Here is a 20,652-nt window from a genome sequence, read left to right as displayed (position 1 = left end):
CCAACTGGTCAAAATATGTGAAAGGATGATGTTCCATGAGAGAAATCGATGATATGATTAGACGCTTGAAAGCAAAAGGAATTCAAGTAGAAAAAGTCAAAATGCCGAAAGAGACAACCATTGAAAAGAAATGGATGTATCAAGCTGGCAAGAAGATCAAAGCCACATACCGTGATTTTAATGGGTATTCATTCATCTAAAAAAGACTGCGGTTTAAAACCTACAGCCTCTTCTTTGGAACAGTGATCGTATAGCGTACACCTAGTTCATCATTTTCAATTGATATAGACGCTTGATGCATTGAAAGAATTCGTTTGACAATGCTTAATCCAATGCCGAATTCGCCCTTTTTTCCCTTACTAAAAGGTTCGTATAGGCTGGATAGCATGTGTTCTTCAATTGGAGGACCGTCATTACGAATGACGATGCGAATTTGATCCTCTTCCTGCTTCATATGAATATCAATTTTACTTTTTGCGTAGCGAAGTTGATTTTCTAATACATTTTCAAATAATTTGCTCCATTGTTCTGGATCGCCTTCAAGTGTAGCCTCATCATCTAAGTCCACGTTCCACTGCAATTCATTTTTTGACCAGCGTAAACGGTCAACCACTTCCAGCATTGTATTACTCACAAGGAAGGGAGAATGCGCCGGATGTTGTTTTGATAAATAATCAAGCTTTGTTAAATACAGCAAATCTTTGATTTTCTTCTCAAGCTTTTCCGCTTCGCCTTCAATGACTTCCACCGTTTGTTCAAGATCTCCTTTAGGAAAAATTCCATCTTTAATGGACTGCGTATAACCGCGGATGACCATCACAGGTGTTTTTAAGTCATGTGATATATTTTGCAAAAGCGTTCGTTCTGTTTCATCCTTTTGAATGAGCTGTTGTCTCATTTCTTCAATCGTATGCCCCAGTTTGCCGATTTCATCTTGCCGGTCAACAATCACAGGATCGTCCCAGTCTTCTTGTGCAATGCGCTTGACGTGCTTTTCAAATGCGACGATTGGACGTGATAAGTAGCGGGCGAGCCAAATTGACGGAATCCAGCTTAGTAAAATAACCGATCCTAAGATGAATATCAGCTGTTTAAACAGCGTAAAGGACAAATCATCTCGATAAGAATCTGGTGCATATGACAAGAGAATATATTGTGTATTACCTGTTGAGACTTTTTTGATCACAAAAAAGATGTGCTGGCCATTCACTTCTTCCGAATAGCGTTTTGTTGCGCTTTTTTGTTTTTTAACAAAGGACTGCACTTTTTCAATAAAAGCATGCGGGAAAAACTGAGCCATTTGATTTAATTCATCTGACGGAATCAGAATGTGCTGAACTGAGCGGTTTTCCGGTGTCGACTTTGGTGAGCCGTCTCGATTCAGAGGGTATTCTGTTAACACTTGCTGTTCATTTTCGATATTTTTATAAATTTCATCTGTGAAGAAATTACGTAATGTATTGGAAAATAGAATGATCAGGACAATTGAGATTGTGAGCAAAATGCCAGAGATCACAACCCAAATTTGAAAAGCGAGCGGTTTGTTCTTCATCCCTTTAGCATCCTATAACCAAATCCATAAATGGTCTCGACTTTTAAGTCAGGCATTTTTTTGCGCAGCCGTCTGACAAGATCATCGACCACACGATCTGTCCCGAAGTAATCGTGCCCCCAGATCTTGACGAGGATATCTTCCCGATAAAAGGCATGCCCTTGATGATGGGTAAATAAAAGCAGCAAATCAAATTCCTTAGACGTTAAGTTAATCAGCTGATCTCCTTCATACACCTCTCTTACGTCCTCATGGATGATATAGGAAGAAACGGGTGTGACGCTTTGCTGCGGTGTGTCACTGTTTTTATATACAAGCTCCAGCAGCTTTTGCACGCGGATAATTAGCTCGCGAGGAAGAAAGGGTTTCGCAATATAATCACTACTTCCGAGTTCTAAGCCAAGCACACGATCAATATCTGCATCACGTGCCGAAATAAAAATGACCGGTACGTCAGGCGAGGCTGCTTTGATTTCTTTAATGAGTGTGTAGCCGTCTGTATCAGGCAGCATAATATCTAAAATCCATAGATGCGGCGGCTTGTTCATTGCCTCGCGTGCCGCTTCCCCGGTTAAAAAAGAGGAAACATTCCAATTTTCACTCTCTAAATATTTGGTCAACAATTCATTTAAATTCTGCTCATCTTCAACTAAATAAATGGTGTACGACAAAGTCTTCCACATCCTCTCATCGTCATTATAACGGGATACAAAGGCGGCATGTCAACAATCACACGCTTTTTTCACAATTTCACATATTCTTCTCATCATTATCCCATAATGTTTGTTTATGATAAGCTCAAGGGAAAAAAGGGCATAGACAAAAGGCTAATGAATAGGTGCTTTTCACCAATGTGCACACCTTGCTTTTTTTCTATGAATAAGTATTATATAATTTGACATATTGTCATAAAGAATTTTTCAATGACGTTACCATTAAGGGGACATGCGTCCTGTCTAGACATATGAATGAAGCATTTCATGAAAATGATGCAAAGGAGTGCAAGCGATGGATTTCCGAAGAGAAGATGAAGAGAAAAAGATGAATGATCAAGAAAACACACATCAAGAGAATGAGAAACAAATAGAAGAACCAGAAAAAGAGAAAGAACTCGTTTTTCACCATCATGAAAACGAAGCATCTGCCTCTCAAGAGAGAATGACAAACGGATCTCCTCAAGTGATTGATGACCGTTCGTCTAAAAAGGAGAAAAAACGGAAGGCTGCATGGCTGAGCCCGATTCTAGGAGGGATTATTGGCGGCGGTCTTGTGCTTGGCATTACACCGCTTTTACCGCAGTCACAAGATACAGCGGCAAACACTCAAACCCAAACAGCATCAAGCGAACCGGCTTCATCTGAAAATTTCTCAACAAAACAAATCACCAATGCGACGAATGTTGCTGATATGGTAGAAGATTTAGAGCCGACGATTGTAGGGGTTTCAAACTATCAATCTACACAAAACTCGTTCGGTCTTAGCGGTGATTCAACTGAAGCAGAAGCTGGAACGGGTTCTGGTGTCATCTTCAAAAAAGATGGCAAAAAAGCATACATTATCACAAATAACCATGTAGTCGAGGGTGCCAATAAATTAAAGGTCACACTATACGATGGAAAAACAAAAGATGCGAAGCTTGTTGGCAGTGACGTAATGACAGATTTAGCTGTCGTAGAAATAAACGCTGACGGCATTGATAAAGTTGCAAGCTTTGGAGATTCTTCTAAGCTTCGGGCTGGGGACAAAGTCATCGCAATCGGGAACCCGCTCGGTGCACAGTTCTCTGGTACAGTAACAGAAGGGATTATTAGTGGTCTCGATCGTACCGTTGAAGCAAGTACATCATCTGGAACCGTTGAGATGAATGTGCTTCAAACAGATGCAGCCATTAACCCTGGAAACAGCGGTGGTCCGCTGATCAATACAGACGGTCAAGTCATCGGCATCAACAGCTTGAAAATTAGCGAAAGTGGAGTAGAATCACTTGGATTTGCGATCCCAAGTAATGATGTAAAACCGATCGTCGATCAGCTATTGAAAAATGGAAAAGTCGAACGTCCTTACCTTGGCGTACAAATGATTGACCTTGAGCAAGTCCCTGAAACGTATCAGGAAAATACGCTTGGCCTATTTGATAAACAAATCGGTAAAGGCATCTATGTAAAAGATGTTTCAAAAGGCTCTCCTGCACAAAAAGCAGGCTTGAAGTCTGGCGATGTCATCATCAAGTTCAAAGGGAAAGATGTAGCGAACAGCTCACAACTGAAAGAAATCCTTTATAAAGAAACAAAAATTGGCGATAAAACGACAATGACTGTCATCCGTGATGGAAAGAACAAAAATCTTGATATTACCCTTGGGCAGTCTGATAACGAATAAAAGAAAACAGGTGGATAAATGATCCACCTGTTAGATTGTTGACAAAGGGCTAAAATGAACTTTATTTAGCCCTTTGTCTTCTTTTTTTCAGCGTGATAGAAAACCTTTGCAGCCCTAGGAAGGACGAGTACTAGCGCGGAGCGAATTTGTCATTCGTGAGCACCAGCGCGCAGGACTGACAAAGAATGCGAGGGTTTGTCTACACGCTGACAGGTGGATAAACGATCCACCTGTTTTTTTGTGCCTATTTTTTTGAGGATAGTGTCCGTAAAATAATGTTTTCCCATACATTCCAAGGCAGGAGCTGCTTTGCTATGAATGAAAGCCGAACACCTTTCCCCACAAGATACCTTAGCTTCTTTAGTCGCTTCTTCTCTGCAAGCGAAACCACAAGCTCTGCAACTTCACCGGGATCTCCATAGTTGTTTTTTTGCGCCTCTATATAGGACATCATCTTTTGATAAATAGCTGTGTATTTAGAACCTTCAGCAGGCGGTGTCATTTGCTCATTCATGGAGGTGTTCCAAATGTTCGTTTGGAAAGAACCCGGCTCAATTAAAGCGGCTTGAATGCCGAACGTAGCCAGCTCAATTCGCAAACTCTCTGTATAGCCCTCTAGCGCAAACTTTGACGATACATATGGAGAGAGTGCGGGCATTCCCATGAGTCCGCTGATACTGCTCATATTGAATATTTTTGCACCGCTCGTCATCAACGGAAGGACTGCTTGTGTCATTTCCATCACACCAAAGACATTGACTTCAAATTGCTCGCGGTACTGATCAACAGGCACTTCTTCAGCAAAACCAGCATAGGCCGTTCCCGCATTGTTCACAAGCAGGTGAATGGGAGCATAGGCATTAAGCCTTTTCTGAAATGCTTGAATGGACTGTGTATCTGTCACATCTAATGCTTCAATATGTATCGATTCGGATAAAGCAGCGTTCTTTACTTCTTCGGCAAGCTTTTTCGCATTGGCCTCCTGTCTTACACCAGCAATCACAGTGTACCCTTGCCGAGCGAGGCGCAGTGTGATGAGCTTTCCGAAACCGCTGTTAGCACCAGTCACAATAGCTGTTTTATTCATCATCCGGTTCTCCTTTTTGTTTTAATCTACCATAGTCTGCTGTTTTATTGAATAACGAAAAGAAGCTTGGAGAAGAATAAAAAACGATGCTATGAAATAGGAGGAAACACATGATGTGCTGGAAGAAGGCGGGACTGCTAGGAGTGCTGTTCTTTATGCTGTCTGGCTGTCGTTCAATCGAACCAATACAACATCCACATGAAGCCGAAGCTGAAAGTCTGTCAGCTGTTCAAATGAAGGAACTGCCATTTCAGCATTTGCAATTGCACGTACAATATGGACAAAAAAGTGAATTATATGAAGCTACCTATCGTCAAGCCGGTGGAAGAGAGGAAGCACTGATTCGAGATCATATGAATGGTGTCCGCTATGAAGGGGAAGAAGCTTTACGTGAAATGAAGATGAAGCTAAATGATATGTCTATTCCAAGTGAAAAGCTGAATGAGACGTATGTCAATGAATTATTATCTGCTTTTAATTTAGATGATGATTATCAGCGGATACGAGTCGATATGAAGCTCGAAGATGGGACAAAACGTGCGTTCGAAAAGAAAAAGTAAACGAGATTTTCTCATTTTTTAATTGAAAATGATTTTCAAAATCACTTAAATCTGATACACTAAATTGAGATAAGTGATCTTTGACGTCTACATAGACGATATTCAATATAAAAAATTTGGATGAGAAAAGGAGCGTTTGAGCGGAATGAGTGCCATTTCTACTGAAGGTTTAAGCTTAGGTTACGGAGAAACAATGATCATCGACGAACTAAATGTGTCAATCCCTAAGGGTGAAATCACAGTATTTATTGGCAGCAATGGATGCGGTAAATCCACGCTACTTCGCTCTTTGGCGCGTCTCATGAAGCCAATGGGTGGTTCTGTCCTGCTTGAAGGTCATTCCATTGCCAAATTACCAACAAAGGAAGTGGCGAAACAGCTCGCTATTCTTCCGCAAGGACCAGAAGCGCCGGAAGGATTAACAGTACATCAACTCGTCAAGCAAGGGCGATATCCTTATCAAAATTGGCTGAAGCAATGGTCAAAGCAAGATGAAGAAGCAGTTAATCGCGCACTGAAGTCAACGAAGATGGAAGACCTTGCTGATCGAACGGTTGATTCATTATCAGGTGGACAAAGGCAGCGTGCATGGATTGCGATGACATTGGCACAGGAGACGGATATTATTCTATTAGATGAGCCAACAACGTATTTAGACATGACGCACCAAATTGAAATCCTGGATCTTCTTTTTGATTTAAATGAAAAAGAGCAGCGCACGATTGTCATGGTTCTGCATGACCTCAATCTCGCTTGCAGATATGCGCATCACCTTGTGGCCATTAAAGACAAGTCGATTTATGCAGAAGGAAGACCGGAAACTGTCATTAACTGTGATCTTGTGAAAAATGTTTTTGATATGAACTGCCAAGTCACAACAGATCCTTTATTCGGAACACCGTTATGTATTCCACACGGCAGAGGACGCTGTATTGTCCAACAGGCACAAGCTGAAACATTTCTTGCTGCAAGATAATCGTATGTGAAAAGCCTGACATCTGTTACACGCAGAGTCAGGTTTTTTTCTGAAAAAAGGAGCGGAATACCAATGGGAAATGAATTAGATGAAAAGCTCGAAGGCCTGCTTGATAAATATACAGAGCTGCTGCTTGGTGAAACGAATGAGGAACTGAAAAGAGATGTCTCGCAGTGGATCATCTATTCTCATATTGCCAAAAGCATGCCGCCTTTAGCCAAGCATTTTAATGACACCTATCCAGAGACAAAAGAAGACATCAAAGAAACCATTCAGCGGATCAAGCAATTAAATGAAGCTCATCGTGCCAATAAAGACCGTTAAAAAACTGCCAGTATGAGCTGGCAGTATCAGATTGTTGACAAAGGGCTAAAATAAAGTTCATTTTAGCCCTTTGTCTTCTTTTTAGCATGATAGAAAACCTTTGCAGTTTAGGAAGGACGAGCATCGGTGCGGAGCGAATTTGACATTCGTGAGCACCGAAGCGCAGGACTGACACCGAATGCGAGGGTTTGTCTACACGCTGAAACTGCCGGTACGAGCTGGCAGTTTTTCTTTATGACATGGGTGATGATCCGTACGGTGATTGATCTGTCAGTGTTTGCTGGAACTTTTGATGTGCCTGCTGGAGCTTCTGCTGGTCAGCGGCTTCGACAGAGTACCAGCCATATTTGAACATGACATCATATAAATGTCTTTGCGTTTTTTGTGTTTCTAGCGCAATTCGCTGAATATCTTGGTAAAGAGATTCATGGCTGAATTCATTGAGCGCTGTGTTATATCCGCTTGTCATATATTTTTCAGTCGACAAAAGGTCTGTGACAAAGTCGCGATCGTTCATGTTTGTCGTTGTTGGAACCGGCGTTTGTGGATTCCCGATTTTTTGTTGGTTTTGCTGTTCCATGTCTGTTACCTCCTATTGCATAAAGCCAGAAGACTGGCCTTGCCCTGAGCTGCCTAAATGTTGAAGTATTTGTGTGTAATGCTGATGGTGCATTTGACCAACTTGATTGAGTTCTTGTTTTAATGTTTGATCCTGACAATGCTCGGCCATAAAGTGGGCCTTTTTCATCGCGATCAAATTCCAGTTCAGCATATCCTCTAGGTACAAGGAATCCTTTACTGAAATCACTTGTGGGGGCATATTCATTTGCTGGTTGTTCAAGATGTGTTCCTCCTTACGATTTCTTTTTATATTGCTGATTTTGACTGGTCTTTTTACCGCCTAGGTCTGCTTCTTGTGATGGACCTGCGTTTCCTTTCACACTTGCAGCACTTACGCCTGCTTTTGATGGGTTCTTTTGCAAACGAGACATGTGGACATCACCTCCATTCTTACAATTCCCCCTCATCTTTAATTCATACGCTGTAAAGAAAGGCGCATGAGAATGTGTACATTTTTGAAATCTGCTATTGAACTGTTTCGGAAAATCTTTTAAGATAAAGAAAGAGGCATTGCTTTTTTTTGGACAAAAAATGAATGACTGTTCATTCAAAATGTTTAGGGGGATATTTATGGGCAAACATATTCGCAAGGCGGCTGTCATTGGTTCAGGTGTCATGGGCTCAGGCATTGCTGCACATCTAGCCAATATCGGGATACCAGTAACATTGCTAGATATTGTGCCAAATGAACTGACAAAGGAAGAAACGGCAAAAAAGCTAACGATTGATCACCCTAGTGTTCGGAATAGATTAAGCCAAGACGCAATGAAAAAATTGTTAAAGCAAAAGCCAGCACCTCTTACTTCAGCCAAAAACCTATCATACATCACACCCGGAAATCTCACAGATCACCTTTCCTTATTAAAAGATGCTGACTGGATCATCGAAGTTGTCACTGAAAAGCTCAGCATTAAACAACACGTATTCTCTCTCATCGACGAACACCGCAAAGAAGGCAGCATCGTATCCAGCAATACATCCGGTATTTCTGTTGAAAAAATGGCAGAAGGCCGATCAGCTGATTTTAAACGCCACTTTTTAGGCACTCACTTTTTTAACCCAGCTCGTTATTTAAAGCTGTTAGAAGTAATTCCTATTCAAGAAACAGATCCAGACGTACTCTCATATATGAAAACATTTGGTGAAGATGTACTTGGCAAGGGTGTGGTCGAAGCAAAAGATACACCGAACTTTATTGCCAACCGAATTGGCACTTATGGGCTTCTTGTCACAGTGCGTGAAATGCTTGAGAACAAATACACGATCGGAGAGGTCGATTCTGTTACAGGTCCACTCATTGGCAGACCGAAAAGTGCGACCTTCCGCACACTTGATGTGGTGGGGCTCGACACATTTTCTCATGTAGCCCGCAATGTGTATGAACAGGTAGAAGGAAAGGAAAAAGATATTTTTCAGCTGCCTGAGTTTATGGAAAGAATGCTCGAAAAAGGGTGGATCGGCAGCAAAGCAGGGCAAGGATTTTATCAAAAAAACGGAAAGACCATTTTAGAGCTTGATCCTGTCACACTCACATACGGAGAACGGACAAAGCTAAAGGATCCGGGCATTGACATTGCCAAGCAGCAAAAGGGGACAAAAGCGAAATTGAAAGCGCTTATTTATCAAGACGGCCGTGCTGGGCAATTGCTTTGGAATATGACCGCACCTGTTCTTCTTTATTCAGCTCATCTAAAAGGCGACATTGCGGATGATATTCAGTCCATCGATAACGCCATGAAATGGGGATTTGGCTGGCAGCATGGCCCGTTCGAGCTGTGGGATGCGATTGGCGTGAAAAAAGCCGTCAGTCGAATGGAAGCGGAAGGGCACAGCATCCCGTCGTGGGTGCAAGATATGCTTTCAGAAGGACATGACACGTTCTATCAAGAAAATACCGAAGGAGACCGTGCATTTTATCAGAATGGTGCTTATGAACAGGAAAAGGGAAACGACAAGAATATTTCGTTAGCTAGATTGAAAAAGAAACACGATGTCATTTTTAAAAATACGGGTGCAAGCTTGATCGATATCGGGGATGATATTGCCTTGCTTGAATTTCATTCGAAAAGTAATGCCATTGGGCTTGATGTCATTGATATGATCAATCGTGCTGTAGATGAAACGGAAAAGAATTATAAAGGGCTGGTCATCGGTAACCAAGGAAAGAACTTCTGTGTTGGTGCGAATCTCGCCTTAATTTTAATGGAAGCACAGGACGACAACTTCTTTGAAATTGATTTTGTCATTCGCAGGTTCCAGCAGGCGATGATGAAGGTGAAGTATAGTGACCGTCCAGTTGTGGCTGCACCATTTGGTATGACACTTGGCGGAGGGACGGAGCTTTGTCTACCAGCAGCCGCTATCCAAGCGTCCAGTGAAACGTATATGGGGCTTGTCGAAGCGGGGGTCGGACTCATACCGGGTGGAGGCGGAAACAAAGAACTCTATATTCGCCATCTGCAAGGAGCGGAAAAGCCATCAGCAACTGCGATCCAAGGTGCTACGCTACAAACCTTTGAAGCCATTGCGATGGCAAAGGTATCTACATCAGCAGAGGAAGCGCGTGATATGAAGATGCTTCGAGTGAATGACCGGATCAGCATGAATGGTGATCATTTAATCCATGATGCGAAACAACTCGTTCTTTCTCTTGATGAAGCGGGTTATCGTGCACCTCTGAAGCGAAAGGTGCCCGTGATGGGGGAAACAGGCTACGCAGCAATGGTGCTGGCTGCTGAAAACATGAGATTGTCTGGATACATTTCAGACCATGACATGACCATTGCGAAAAAACTAGCGCATGTCATTTCTGGCGGCAAATTGCCATTTGGTACAGAGGTGGATGAACAATACTTATTAGAGCTTGAAAGAGAAGCCTTTTTAAGTCTTGTCGGGGAAGTCAAATCTCAGGCACGCATGCAGCACATGCTCGTTAAAGGAAAACCTTTACGTAACTAGGGGGGAGTCAAAATGAGAGAAGCAGTGATTGTAGCTGGCGCAAGAACACCAGTAGGGAAAGCCAAAAAGGGATCATTAAAACATGTCAGACCTGATGATATGGGCGCATTGTGTGTAAAAGAAACGCTAAAGCGTGCCGGTGATTATGATGCAACAATCGATGATTTAATCATCGGATGTGCGACACCAGAAGCAGAGCAAGGACTAAATGTGGCCCGGAATATTGGGGCATTAGCAGGTTTGCCATATACAGTACCTGCTATCACCATTAACCGCTATTGCTCTTCTGGTCTGCAGTCAATTGCTTATGCAGGTGAACGAATTATGCTTGGGCAGGCAGAAACCATTTTGGCCGGAGGCGTCGAATCGATGTCGCAAGTCCCAATGATGGGTCACTCCATTCGTCCAAACGCTCTTTTGGCAGAGCAAGCGCCTGAATACTATATGAGCATGGGCCACACAGCGGAGCAAGTGGCGCAAAAGTATCAGGTCACACGACAAGATCAAGATGCTTTTGCGGTGAGGAGCCATCAAAAGGCAGCAAAGGCACTTCAAGAAGGGAAATTTTCAGATGAAATTGTTCCCGTTGATGTGACAGAAAGACGGGTAGGAGACCAGTATCAACTAGAAGAACGCCAATTTACGTTCTCACAAGATGAAGGTGTCAGAGCGGGCACAACAGAGGAGGTTCTCTCAACGTTACGACCTGCCTTCTCAACTAAAGGCACAGTGACTGCAGGAAACTCTTCGCAGACGAGTGATGGAGCGGCATGTGTCATGATGATGGATCGCGAAAAAGCATCTTCTCTTTCACTTCAGCCGCTCGCCAAGTTCAGGGCGTTTGCAGTTGGTGGTGTACCACCTGAAGTCATGGGAATTGGGCCGGTTGAAGCCATTCCGCGTGCACTGAAAATTGCTGGTCTAGAGCTGAAGGACATCGGATTGTTTGAATTAAATGAAGCATTTGCTTCTCAGGCGATTCAAGTCATTCGTCATTTAGGGATCGATGAAGAGAAGGTGAATGTCAACGGCGGCGCCATTGCATTAGGACATCCGCTAGGCTGTACAGGAACGAAACTCACGCTGTCACTCATACATGAAATGAAACGGCGAAATGAACAATTTGGTATTGTGACGATGTGTATCGGCGGGGGCATGGGAGCGGCAGGCATTTTTGAATTGATCTAAAGGGGGAAAACAGGATGAAAGCAATGGAAGATGTAAAAAAGGGTGGCAGTTTCTTAATTGATGAGACGAATTATGAGCATATCTTTACGCCAGAGGATTTCTCTGATGAACATCAAATGATCGGGAAAACAACGGAAGATTACATTTTACAAGATGTCGTTCCGCACATCGATCAAATTGAAAATCATGAATTCGAGCATTCTGTTCGTCTCTTGAAAAAGGCTGGAGAGCTTGGCCTGCTTGGTGCTGATGTTCCTGAGGAATTTGGCGGGCTTGGGCTAGATAAAATCAGCTCAGCCATCATTACTGAAAAATTTGCAAGAGCAGGCAGCTTCTCTCTTTCTTACGGCGCCCATGTCGGGATCGGTTCTTTGCCGATCGTGCTGTTTGGCAATCAAGCGCAAAAGGAAAAGTACCTGCCAAGACTCGCCTCTGGAGAAACAATTGCGGCCTATGCCCTAACAGAGCCAGGGTCAGGTTCTGATGCGCTAGGTGCGAAAACAACGGCAGTCCTTAATGAAGCTGGAACACATTATGTCCTCAATGGGGAAAAACAATGGATCACAAACTCCGCATTTGCCGATGTGTTTGTCGTGTATGCGAAGATTGATGGTGAACACTTCTCTGCTTTCATCGTAGAAAAGGATTTTCCTGGAGTCAAAACAGGACCTGAAGAGAAAAAGATGGGCATTAAAGGGTCCTCGACGAGAACGTTAATCCTTGAAGATGCCGAAGTGCCAAAGGAGAATTTGCTTGGTGAAGCAGGCAGAGGTCATGTCATTGCCTTTAACATTTTAAACATTGGACGCTATAAGCTGGCCGTAGGGACAATCGGTGCATCAAAACGAGTCATTCAATTATCGGCAGAGTATGCAAATCAGCGTAAGCAGTTTAAAACACCGATTTCTCAATTTAGCTTAATTGGCGAAAAAGCAGCCAACATGTCGGCAAAGCTTTATGCCATGGAAAGTGCTGTATACCGCACAGTCGGGTTATTTGAACAGAGAATGGGTTTATTGAGTGACGAGGAGCAAAAGGATGGGAAACAAATTGCGCAATCCATTGCCGAATATGCGATTGAATGCTCTCTTTGTAAAGTGCTTGGCTCTGAAACGCTCGATTACATTGTGGATGAAGGTGTGCAGATTCACGGCGGATATGGTTTCATGCAAGAATACGAAGTCGAAAGAGCCTATCGTGACTCACGAATTAACCGTATTTTTGAAGGAACGAACGAGATTAACCGGCTGCTTGTGCCAGGCACATTCTTGAAGAAAGCGATGAAAGGAGAGCTTCCGCTTCTTCAAAAAGCGCAAACCCTGCAGGAAGAGCTCATGATGATGATGCCGGAAGAGCCGGGTGATCAGCCGCTTGATCAAGAAAAATATTTGCTTGCCCATGCGAAAAAGATCGCCTTAATGGTATCTGGAATGGCGGCGATGAAGTATGGAAAAGCATTAGACAAAGAGCAAGAAATCCTTGTGAATATAGCAGATATCGTCAATGAACTCTTTGCTGCTGAGTCGGCGGTCTTGCGTACGGAAAAAGCAATCGCTGCATCAGGCGCAGAAAAAAATGCACAAAAGCTTGCGTATACACAAATTTTCACGCAGGAAGCCTTCTTAAAAATTGAAGCCCATGCAAAAGAATCCTTGATCGCGATGGAAGAAGGAGATGCACTCCGCATGAGTCTGTCAGCTCTTCGCAAACTGACGAGATTCACCCCGATCAATGTCATCGCCAAAAAGCGCGAAGTGGCAAAACGAATCTTTGAAGCAGAGAAATATATTGTATAAGACGGCTTAAAAGGTGCGGATATCATTCCGCACCTTTTTGTAAGCATACATTTAGGTTTTCAACATGTTTTGTGATAAAATGTTGTCACTATTTGCAGGAGGTGAAAATGGTGGCTTTAGATTTTTATGAATACCCATCTTGTGGTACATGCCGAAAAGCAAAGAAATGGCTGGAAGAACACAATAAAGACATCAACAGCATACATATCGTCGAAAAGACGCCTGATAAAGACACATTAAAAGCCCTTTACGAAAAAAGCGGTTTAGAGCTGAAGAAATTTTTTAATACGAGCGGTCAGAAATACAGAGAGCTGCAGCTGAAAGATAAACTTCCTGCAATGTCAGAGGACGAGCAGCTTGAATTACTTGCGTCTAACGGAATGCTAATCAAGCGTCCAATTACAACAGACGGCAAACGAGTGACAGTTGGATTTAATGAAGATACATTTAAAAGCGTCTGGAAATGATGTAACTTTCATTCAGATTGTGGTATCTTCAATATAGATTGTAAGAAAAGACTGGAGGGGTATGAAATGAGCACACCAAAAGATTTACGTTATTCAGAAGAACACGAATGGGTCAAAGTAGAAGGAGATAAGGTGCGTATCGGTATTACGCATTTTGCTCAATCTGAGCTAGGGGATATCGTGTTCGTTGAGCTTCCTGAAGTAGGAGACAAAATCTCAGCGGACGAGCCTTTCGGAAGTGTAGAATCAGTCAAAACAGTTTCTGAACTATACGCACCGATTAACGGCACAATCGTTGAAGTAAACGATGAGCTTGATGACAGCCCAGAGTTCGTCAACGACTCTCCATACGAAAAAGCTTGGATGATCGTAGTAGAGCCAGCGGATACATCTGAAATCGAGAACTTAATGACAGCTGAGCAATATGAAGAAATGACAAAAGAAGACTAATTCATGTGAAATTGGACACTCTACCTTTATGGGGGGTGTCCAATTTGTCTTTTCAAAAAGAACAGGTGGATATAACAGAGCATGTCACTGGACGATTCAAAGAGAGCGGCATGGTGCTTTACCATCAAAACGAAGAGATTGGCACGATGATTAGTGAAAATCAATATGAATTAAAATCAGGTTATTCCTACGATCAAAACCGTTTTTATCGTCTGTCAGATACATTGACCCATGGGACTGAAAAATATGTAGACTGTGACGATGAAAATGGCTGGTGCTGATCACAGATAAGGCTGCAGTGAGTGCTGCAGTCTTTTTGTTGATCAATTGCCCAATCTTTACAACCTGAATGAAAGATTGTAATCTAAGGAAGAAGTGAATCAACGTCAAAAGGGCCGGGTGATCGTGATGAATGTCGAGATAGAAAAGGTCATCATTGTAGAAGGTAAATCAGATAAGCAGAAGCTAAAAGAAGTCATAAGTGAACCTGTTACCATCATTTGCACCAATGGCACGATCAGTACATCGAAGCTGGATCAGCTTGTGGACGATTTATTCGGGAAAGACGTTTACATATTAGCAGATAGTGACGATGCTGGCGACAAACTGCGGAAGCAATTTCGAAAAGAATTCCCTGAAGCACTGCATCTTTTTGTCGACAGAACGTACCGCGAAGTGGCCGCTTCACCGTCAGCCCACATTGCATCTATTCTATTAGCTGCAAACATTGATGTTCATTCGAAATATTTATAAGGGTGACGTATATGAAAGAGATTGAAGAGCATGAATTCAAGGAGATAGAGGACGATTTATTTCTTTTGTACTTATATACACCATTTTGCGGAACATGTCAGCTGGCAAAGAAGATGCTGGCAGTGGTTGATGCCATGCAGCCGGAAGTTCCTTTTTATGAGAATAACTTAAATTACTCGCCAAGTTTTGCGAAAGCATTTGAGATCGAAAGTGTCCCTTGCTTTCTCCTGTTTAAAAAGGGTGAAATCGTGCAAAAAGGCTATGCCTTTCACTCCGTTCCATATCTTCACGAAATGATTGAAACCGCTAAATAAAGCGGTTTTTTGTCATATTTCAAGCAATTCATTTGAAAATTTGTCGAGCTATTTATAAAGGACAAGCCGATGTTTGTAGAGAAATGTTATGTATAACCAAATGACAGGGAGGTTATACATGTGGAAAATGTGAAAGCCCATGGAAGTGCAGGGCAGCGATTATTGTTAAAACCGCTCCTCTCATCATCATCCTTGAAGATTACATTTGAGGCGGAAACGGACTCTTGTACATTGATTGTGGATGAACGTGGTGAAGTGAAGAAACTACCTGCAATTGAGTTATCGGATCTCATCTTTTATGGTGAGAGAAAAGAAATTTTGCAATTATTAGATGGAGACATGTCCTTACAGCAGCTGATCAGCAGAGGACATGTGAAAGTGAAAGGATCATTTCGAGCGCTTCTTCGACTAGAAGCAGTACTTTGGCTGACGAACGGTTTTTTTCGAAAAATGATAACGTAGTCGTTTACTTGGAAATTAGCGATTTACAGCGTTGACATATCTCAGATAGCATGATATTCTACGTTAGTAAAAACATGAACATCACATAAAACAACATATTTTCTCTTATTAAGAGAGGTGGAGGGACGTGCCCTATGAAACCCGGCAACCGTCAGCATAGCTGAAATTGGTGCCAATTCACTCAAAGCCGCAATGCTTTGAAAGATGAGAGAAAGGCGTATTTGATATAAAAGGCCTTTCTGCTTGCGTTGCAGTTAGGTCTTTTTTACTGACCTGGCGTCAGGCTAGCGTCATAACAGTCGGGAGAATAAATGAACGTATGTGATGGCAACCTATAGATTCAGCAAGAAAGCAGGTGAACAGACTGTGATCCATTTACAGAATGTATCAAAAACGTATCATTCAAAAAGCGGAAATGTTGATGCCGTGAAAGACGTCAACTTAGATATCGATAAAGGTGAAATATTCGGAATTATCGGGTATAGCGGCGCGGGGAAAAGCTCCCTAATTCGCCTATTAAACGGTCTGGAGCTGCCAACAGAAGGAATCGTGGAAGTGGCAGGCAACCGGATCAATGAAGTATCGAATGCGAAACTTCGGAAAGCAAGACAAGAAATCAGTATGATTTTCCAGCACTTTAACTTGCTCTGGTCAAGAACAGTGAGACAAAATATTATGTTCCCGCTCGAGATTGCAGGTGTACCAACATCAAAACGGAGAGCTCGTGCAAACGAACTGATTAAATTGGTCGGTTTAGAAGGAAAAGAAAATGCATATCCTTCTCAGCTCAGCGGTGGGCAAAAGCAGCGTGTAGGGATTGCGAGAGCATTAGCGAATGACCCAAAAGTTCTGCTATGTGACGAAGCTACATCTGCGCTTGATCCACAAACAACAGATTCCATCCTTGAGCTTTTAGCCGATATTAATAAACGACTAGGACTCACCATTGTATTGATCACACACGAAATGCACGTCATTCGCAAAATTTGTCACCGTGTGGCGGTGATGGAGAATGGCCGTATTGTCGAAGAAGGCGAAGTATTACGTGTCTTCAGACAGCCGAAAGAAGAAATGACGAAACGATTCGTGAAACAGCTTGCTGAACCAGAAGAAGCAAAAGAAACAATTGAGCACGTCCTAGAGAGAGTAAAAGAAGGTCAGGTCGTCCGGTTGTCCTTTATCGGAGATTCTGCCGAACAGCCGCTGATCACGGAAATCATTCGATCCTTCAAGGTCGATGTGAACATCCTGCAAGGAAAGATTTCTCAAACGCAGGAAGGCGCGTTTGGAACACTCTTTATCCATATTAATGGAGACGAGAACGAAGTTGAAAAAGCCATCGCCTATATCCAAAGCAAACAGGTTGAAATCGAGGTGATGACACATGTTTGAGAAATGGTTTTCGAACGTTGATCTAGATGTCATTTGGGACGCGACGGGTGAAACGGTGTATATGACACTCATTTCATTGGCATTTGCCTTTGTGATCGGTATTATTCTTGGCCTGCTGCTCTTCCTTACAGGAAAAGGCGGTCTTTGGGAAAATAAACCGATCAATGCTGTCATCGGCGCAGTCGTTAACATTTTCAGATCGATTCCTTTTATCATTTTAATTATTCTATTACTAGGGTTTACGAAATTCTTAATGCATACAATTTTAGGCCCAAATGCAGCATTACCAGCCCTTGTCATTGGCTCAGCTCCTTTCTACGCACGTCTTGTTGAAATTGCACTGCGTGAAGTAGACAAAGGGGTCATTGAAGCAGCACGATCTATGGGAGCAAAAACGACGACCATCATTTTCAAAGTATTGCTGCCAGAATCACTGCCAGCCCTTATTTCAGGAATTACTGTAACAGCGATTGCTCTGATTGGCTCTACTGCGATTGCAGGAGCAATTGGAGCAGGCGGACTGGGTGACCTTGCTTATGTAGAAGGATACCAATCTGGTAATACCGATGTCACACTTGTAGCTACTGTGTTTATTCTGATCATCGTCTTTATCATTCAAATAATCGGTGATTTGATTACAAATAAAATTGATAAACGTTAAGGGAGGATTTATTCATGAAGAAATTGATTTTAAGTGCACTATTTCTAGCATTTGCAGGCATTTTAGCTGCTTGCGGTTCATCAAATAACGCAAGCGATAGCAAAACCATCACGGTTGCCGCTTCAAAAACACCACATGCCGAGATTCTTGAAGAAGCAAAACCACTTCTAAAAGAAAAAGGCTACGATCTAAAAGTGAAAGTACTGAGCGATTATAAAATGTACAACAAAGCATTAGCTGAAAAAGAAGTGGATGCGAACTTTTTCCAACATATCCCTTACTTGAACGAAGAAAATAAATCAAACAAAGATTACAACTTAGTGAGTGCTGGTGCCGTTCACCTTGAGCCTTTCGGTATCTACTCTAAGAAATACAAATCAGTAAAAGATATTCCAAACGGCGGCACGATCATCATGACAAACAACGTAGCTGAGCAAGGACGTATGCTTGCTCTATTACAAAATGCTGGTGTGATCAAGCTTGATCCAAAAGTAGATACAATCAACGCAACAGTCAAAAACATCAAAGAAAACCCGAAGAACCTAAAATTCAAAAAAATCGCTCCTGAACTAACAGCAAAAGCTTATGAAAACAGTGAAGGCGATGCAGTATTTATTAACGTCAACTATGCCATCCAAAATAAATTGAATCCGAAAAAAGATTCAATTGAACTTGAGCAAACGAAAAACAACCCGTATGCAAACATCGTGGCTGTTCGCAAAGGTGACGAAAAATCAGAGAAGATCAAGGTATTAATGGAAGTTCTTCACTCTGATAAAATCAAAGAATTCATCGACAAAAAGTATGATGGTGCAGTATTGCCTGTATCTGAATAACAAAAAGAAGACAAAGGGCTAAAATAAAGATCATTTTAGCCCTTTGTCAATAATCTGCAACCTCGCTTTCATCAAAGCGAGGTTTTTTGTGTATTTTTTCAAATCTCGCTCATAATAAAAACGAACAAATGACCTGAAGGGATGGAATGAAGATGAATGAACAGCATATGAGCGGATCCATGCAGCAGTCACTGACGGATTATAAAACAGCGATGGGCGAATTCCAGAAGAAAATGCCGGTGTTTGGCAAGAAATTTAATGAATTTACGGAGCAGTGCTTCCAGAGCGATTCATTAACGCAAAAAGAAAAACAAATGATTGCCCTTGGCATCAGCATTCATGCACAGGATGAATATTGCATGATTTATCATACAAAGGGAGCACTGGACCAAGGCGCAACAGAAGAGAATTTGCTGGAAGTCGTCAGTGTGGCGGCAGCGTTTGGCGGCGGTGCTGCGCTAAGTCAAGGCATCACAGTTGTTCAGCAATGTATTGATGAATTTGGAGGACAGACGCATTAAGGGAAGGATAAGATGGTATTTTTCCATATCAGGGAGTTGAGTCGTTCTCAGCCGGTTGTGTGAGAAAATATGCCAGCATAGCGTGTTATATCCCTTTTGAGTGAAGCCGCGTGCCTTTGATACAATGAAGCTACACTCAAAGAAGGGAATGGTTTATTATTTGTTCGGACCATAGTACACTGGGATTGGATTATACCGCCGAGATGGAAAAGGCCATGCATAAAGCTCACGGCATGAGCTATGCAGAGTACGAAAGAGACCATGACTTAAGGATGAAAGTGGAATATAAACGAGAGCAGTCCTATCGAGATGAGAAAAGGCAGCTCGCAAAAATGAATATACAAGGCTATTAAATAGCTAAGGGACGGGGAGAACAGTTTCCCGTCCTTTCTTTATGAAAACAGTCTTTTCGACATAAATCCTTTTATCTACCTGTATTTTTTGTTAGAATTTTGAGAGCATCTTCTTACGCTTGTCGTGAATGTGTTGTATTCACTTTTAATTTGTTATAAAATTAGAATGAGAATAAATTGAGAATAATGATTATTTTGGAGGTATCGATATATGACTGCTTCGACATTAACAATTAAGGACTTGCACGTTGAGATTGAAGGGAAAGAAATCTTAAAGGGTGTAAACCTCGAGATAAAAGGTGGAGAATTCCACGCAGTAATGGGACCAAACGGTACAGGTAAATCTACTTTATCTGCTGCAATTATGGGTCACCCTAAATATGAAGTAACAAAAGGTAGCATTTTGCTTGATGGCGAAGATGTACTTGAAATGGAAGTAGATGAGCGTGCTCAAGCGGGTCTTTTCCTTGCAATGCAATACCCATCTGAAATTAGTGGTGTGACAAATGCGGACTTCCTTCGTTCGGCTATTAACGCACGCAGAGAAGAAGGCGATGAAATCTCTCTCATGAAATTCATCCGCAAAATGGACGAAAACATGGAGTTCCTTGAAATGGACCCAGATATGGCGCAGCGCTACCTAAACGAAGGTTTCTCAGGCGGGGAGAAAAAACGTAACGAAATTCTTCAATTAATGACGATTGAACCAAAAATCGCCATCCTTGACGAAATCGATTCTGGTCTTGATATCGATGCGCTGAAAGTTGTTTCTAAAGGAATTAACAAAATGCGCGGCGAAAGCTTCGGCTGCTTAATGATCACTCACTATCAGCGTCTACTGAACTACATCACACCAGATCACGTTCATGTCATGATGCAAGGTCGTATTGTGAAATCTGGCGGTCCAGAACTCGCGCAGCGTCTAGAAGCAGAAGGCTATGACTGGATTAAAAAAGAGTTAGGAATTGAAGACGAAACTGTTGGTCAAGAAGCGTAAGCGTT

At 42.3% G+C, this 20,652-nt stretch carries 26 protein-coding genes and 1 riboswitch; of the genes, 20 read left to right on the top strand and 6 right to left on the bottom strand.

Translation table 11 applies throughout. From position 1 onward, the window contains the following. The first annotated feature begins 35 nt into the window (after positions 1-35). Positions 36-200: an anti-adapter protein SpxO gene (gene spxO, locus NST57_RS16415; protein ID WP_008347070.1), complete on the top strand. Its 165-nt coding sequence runs from the start codon at positions 36-38 to the stop codon at positions 198-200. 20 nt (positions 201-220) lie between these two features. Here the strand turns inward: spxO and NST57_RS16410 are convergent, their stop codons facing one another. Together NST57_RS16410 and NST57_RS16405 are read right to left on the bottom strand one after the other, a co-directional pair. Next, a complete protein-coding gene (locus NST57_RS16410; protein WP_142155950.1) occupies positions 221-1,552 on the bottom strand; it encodes an ATP-binding protein in 1,332 nt (443 codons plus the stop codon). Then, a complete protein-coding gene (locus NST57_RS16405) occupies positions 1,549-2,223 on the bottom strand; it encodes a response regulator transcription factor (protein WP_341298889.1) in 675 nt (224 codons plus the stop codon). The genes NST57_RS16410 and NST57_RS16405 overlap by 4 nt, the downstream gene beginning before the upstream one ends. Before the next feature lie 337 nt (positions 2,224-2,560). Here NST57_RS16405 and NST57_RS16400 point away from each other — a divergent pair, with 337 nt between their 5' ends. Further along, on the top strand, positions 2,561-3,931 hold the full coding sequence (locus NST57_RS16400) for a S1C family serine protease (RefSeq protein ID WP_341298888.1): 1,371 nt from the start codon (positions 2,561-2,563) through the stop codon (positions 3,929-3,931). Positions 3,932-4,175: 244 nt separating this feature from the next. Here NST57_RS16400 and NST57_RS16395 read toward each other — a convergent pair whose 3' ends face one another. Next, positions 4,176-5,018: an SDR family oxidoreductase gene (locus NST57_RS16395; RefSeq protein ID WP_142155947.1), complete on the bottom strand. Its 843-nt coding sequence runs from the start codon at positions 5,016-5,018 to the stop codon at positions 4,176-4,178. Positions 5,019-5,131: 113 nt separating this feature from the next. On the opposite strand from NST57_RS16395, the gene NST57_RS16390 reads away from it, so the two are divergent. The 3 genes from NST57_RS16390 to NST57_RS16380 all read left to right on the top strand — a co-directional run bounded on the left by NST57_RS16390 (position 5,132) and on the right by NST57_RS16380 (position 6,878). Then, positions 5,132-5,578: a YusW family protein gene (locus NST57_RS16390; protein ID WP_196297682.1), complete on the top strand. Its 447-nt coding sequence runs from the start codon at positions 5,132-5,134 to the stop codon at positions 5,576-5,578. A 145-nt stretch (positions 5,579-5,723) separates the two neighbouring features. After that, positions 5,724-6,554 carry an ABC transporter ATP-binding protein gene (locus NST57_RS16385; protein WP_008347057.1) on the top strand — a complete coding sequence of 277 codons (831 nt, stop codon included), beginning with the start codon at positions 5,724-5,726 and terminating at the stop codon, positions 6,552-6,554. Between the two features lie 72 nt (positions 6,555-6,626). Beyond that, positions 6,627-6,878 carry a DUF2573 family protein gene (locus NST57_RS16380; RefSeq protein WP_142155946.1) on the top strand — a complete coding sequence of 84 codons (252 nt, stop codon included), beginning with the start codon at positions 6,627-6,629 and terminating at the stop codon, positions 6,876-6,878. A 232-nt stretch (positions 6,879-7,110) separates the two neighbouring features. On the opposite strand, the gene NST57_RS16375 is transcribed toward NST57_RS16380, so the two are convergent. The 3 genes from NST57_RS16375 to NST57_RS16365 are packed head-to-tail and all read right to left on the bottom strand — an operon-like array spanning position 7,111 to position 7,870. Next, the gene (locus NST57_RS16375; RefSeq protein WP_007500333.1) at positions 7,111-7,458 is read right to left on the bottom strand and encodes a spore coat protein; all 348 of its coding nucleotides are present in this window, start codon (positions 7,456-7,458) and stop codon (positions 7,111-7,113) included. 12 nt (positions 7,459-7,470) lie between these two features. Further along, positions 7,471-7,722, bottom strand: coding sequence for a hypothetical protein (locus tag NST57_RS16370; RefSeq protein WP_060698253.1), 252 nt, complete (start codon positions 7,720-7,722; stop codon positions 7,471-7,473). A 10-nt stretch (positions 7,723-7,732) separates the two neighbouring features. After that, positions 7,733-7,870: a YuzL family protein gene (locus NST57_RS16365; protein ID WP_008347049.1), complete on the bottom strand. Its 138-nt coding sequence runs from the start codon at positions 7,868-7,870 to the stop codon at positions 7,733-7,735. A gap of 199 nt (positions 7,871-8,069) precedes the next feature. On the opposite strand from NST57_RS16365, the gene NST57_RS16360 reads away from it, so the two are divergent. From NST57_RS16360 to sufC, 15 genes are all read left to right on the top strand, one after another. Next, a complete protein-coding gene (locus tag NST57_RS16360; protein ID WP_341298887.1) occupies positions 8,070-10,457 on the top strand; it encodes a 3-hydroxyacyl-CoA dehydrogenase NAD-binding domain-containing protein in 2,388 nt (795 codons plus the stop codon). Positions 10,458-10,469: 12 nt separating this feature from the next. Next, entirely contained in the window at positions 10,470-11,645 is a 1,176-nt protein-coding gene (locus NST57_RS16355) for an acetyl-CoA C-acetyltransferase (RefSeq protein ID WP_142155944.1), read from the top strand. Positions 11,646-11,659: 14 nt separating this feature from the next. Next, a complete protein-coding gene (locus NST57_RS16350) occupies positions 11,660-13,441 on the top strand; it encodes an acyl-CoA dehydrogenase family protein (RefSeq protein ID WP_341298886.1) in 1,782 nt (593 codons plus the stop codon). 110 nt (positions 13,442-13,551) lie between these two features. Then, positions 13,552-13,908 carry an arsenate reductase family protein gene (locus NST57_RS16345; RefSeq protein ID WP_341072023.1) on the top strand — a complete coding sequence of 119 codons (357 nt, stop codon included), beginning with the start codon at positions 13,552-13,554 and terminating at the stop codon, positions 13,906-13,908. A 66-nt stretch (positions 13,909-13,974) separates the two neighbouring features. Continuing rightward, positions 13,975-14,358, top strand: a complete 384-nt coding sequence (gcvH, locus tag NST57_RS16340; protein WP_341298885.1) for a glycine cleavage system protein GcvH — start codon at positions 13,975-13,977, stop codon at positions 14,356-14,358. A gap of 44 nt (positions 14,359-14,402) precedes the next feature. Beyond that, positions 14,403-14,639, top strand: a complete 237-nt coding sequence (locus NST57_RS16335; RefSeq protein ID WP_008347037.1) for a YusG family protein — start codon at positions 14,403-14,405, stop codon at positions 14,637-14,639. Positions 14,640-14,766: 127 nt separating this feature from the next. Further along, positions 14,767-15,111: a toprim domain-containing protein gene (locus NST57_RS16330; RefSeq protein ID WP_008347035.1), complete on the top strand. Its 345-nt coding sequence runs from the start codon at positions 14,767-14,769 to the stop codon at positions 15,109-15,111. 11 nt (positions 15,112-15,122) lie between these two features. Further along, positions 15,123-15,425: a thioredoxin family protein gene (locus NST57_RS16325; protein WP_007500346.1), complete on the top strand. Its 303-nt coding sequence runs from the start codon at positions 15,123-15,125 to the stop codon at positions 15,423-15,425. A 120-nt stretch (positions 15,426-15,545) separates the two neighbouring features. Next, on the top strand, positions 15,546-15,887 hold the full coding sequence (locus tag NST57_RS16320) for an SCP2 sterol-binding domain-containing protein (protein ID WP_017368016.1): 342 nt from the start codon (positions 15,546-15,548) through the stop codon (positions 15,885-15,887). Positions 15,888-15,989: 102 nt separating this feature from the next. Then, positions 15,990-16,098, top strand: a riboswitch (SAM riboswitch). Between the two features lie 155 nt (positions 16,099-16,253). Next, positions 16,254-17,279 (top strand): methionine ABC transporter ATP-binding protein, encoded by a 1,026-nt coding sequence (locus tag NST57_RS16315; RefSeq protein ID WP_024719778.1) that lies wholly within the window; start codon positions 16,254-16,256, stop codon positions 17,277-17,279. After that, positions 17,272-17,940, top strand: a complete 669-nt coding sequence (locus tag NST57_RS16310) for an ABC transporter permease subunit (protein ID WP_142155941.1) — start codon at positions 17,272-17,274, stop codon at positions 17,938-17,940. Before NST57_RS16315 ends, NST57_RS16310 begins: the two co-directional genes overlap by 8 nt. Before the next feature lie 14 nt (positions 17,941-17,954). After that, a complete protein-coding gene (gene metQ, locus NST57_RS16305) occupies positions 17,955-18,776 on the top strand; it encodes a methionine ABC transporter substrate-binding lipoprotein MetQ (RefSeq protein WP_341298884.1) in 822 nt (273 codons plus the stop codon). Positions 18,777-18,928: 152 nt separating this feature from the next. Further along, a complete protein-coding gene (locus NST57_RS16300; RefSeq protein WP_003212803.1) occupies positions 18,929-19,297 on the top strand; it encodes a carboxymuconolactone decarboxylase family protein in 369 nt (122 codons plus the stop codon). 215 nt (positions 19,298-19,512) lie between these two features. Then, a complete protein-coding gene (locus NST57_RS16295) occupies positions 19,513-19,650 on the top strand; it encodes a hypothetical protein (RefSeq protein ID WP_162835676.1) in 138 nt (45 codons plus the stop codon). Positions 19,651-19,861: 211 nt separating this feature from the next. After that, entirely contained in the window at positions 19,862-20,647 is a 786-nt protein-coding gene (sufC, locus tag NST57_RS16290; RefSeq protein ID WP_341298883.1) for a Fe-S cluster assembly ATPase SufC, read from the top strand. Positions 20,648-20,652: the final 5 nt, after the last annotated feature.

It is taken from the genome of Bacillus sp. FSL M8-0077, assembly GCF_038050255.1.
Taxonomy (GTDB): domain Bacteria; phylum Bacillota; class Bacilli; order Bacillales; family Bacillaceae; genus Bacillus; species Bacillus altitudinis.
This window is presented reverse-complemented; position numbering and strand designations above follow the sequence as displayed.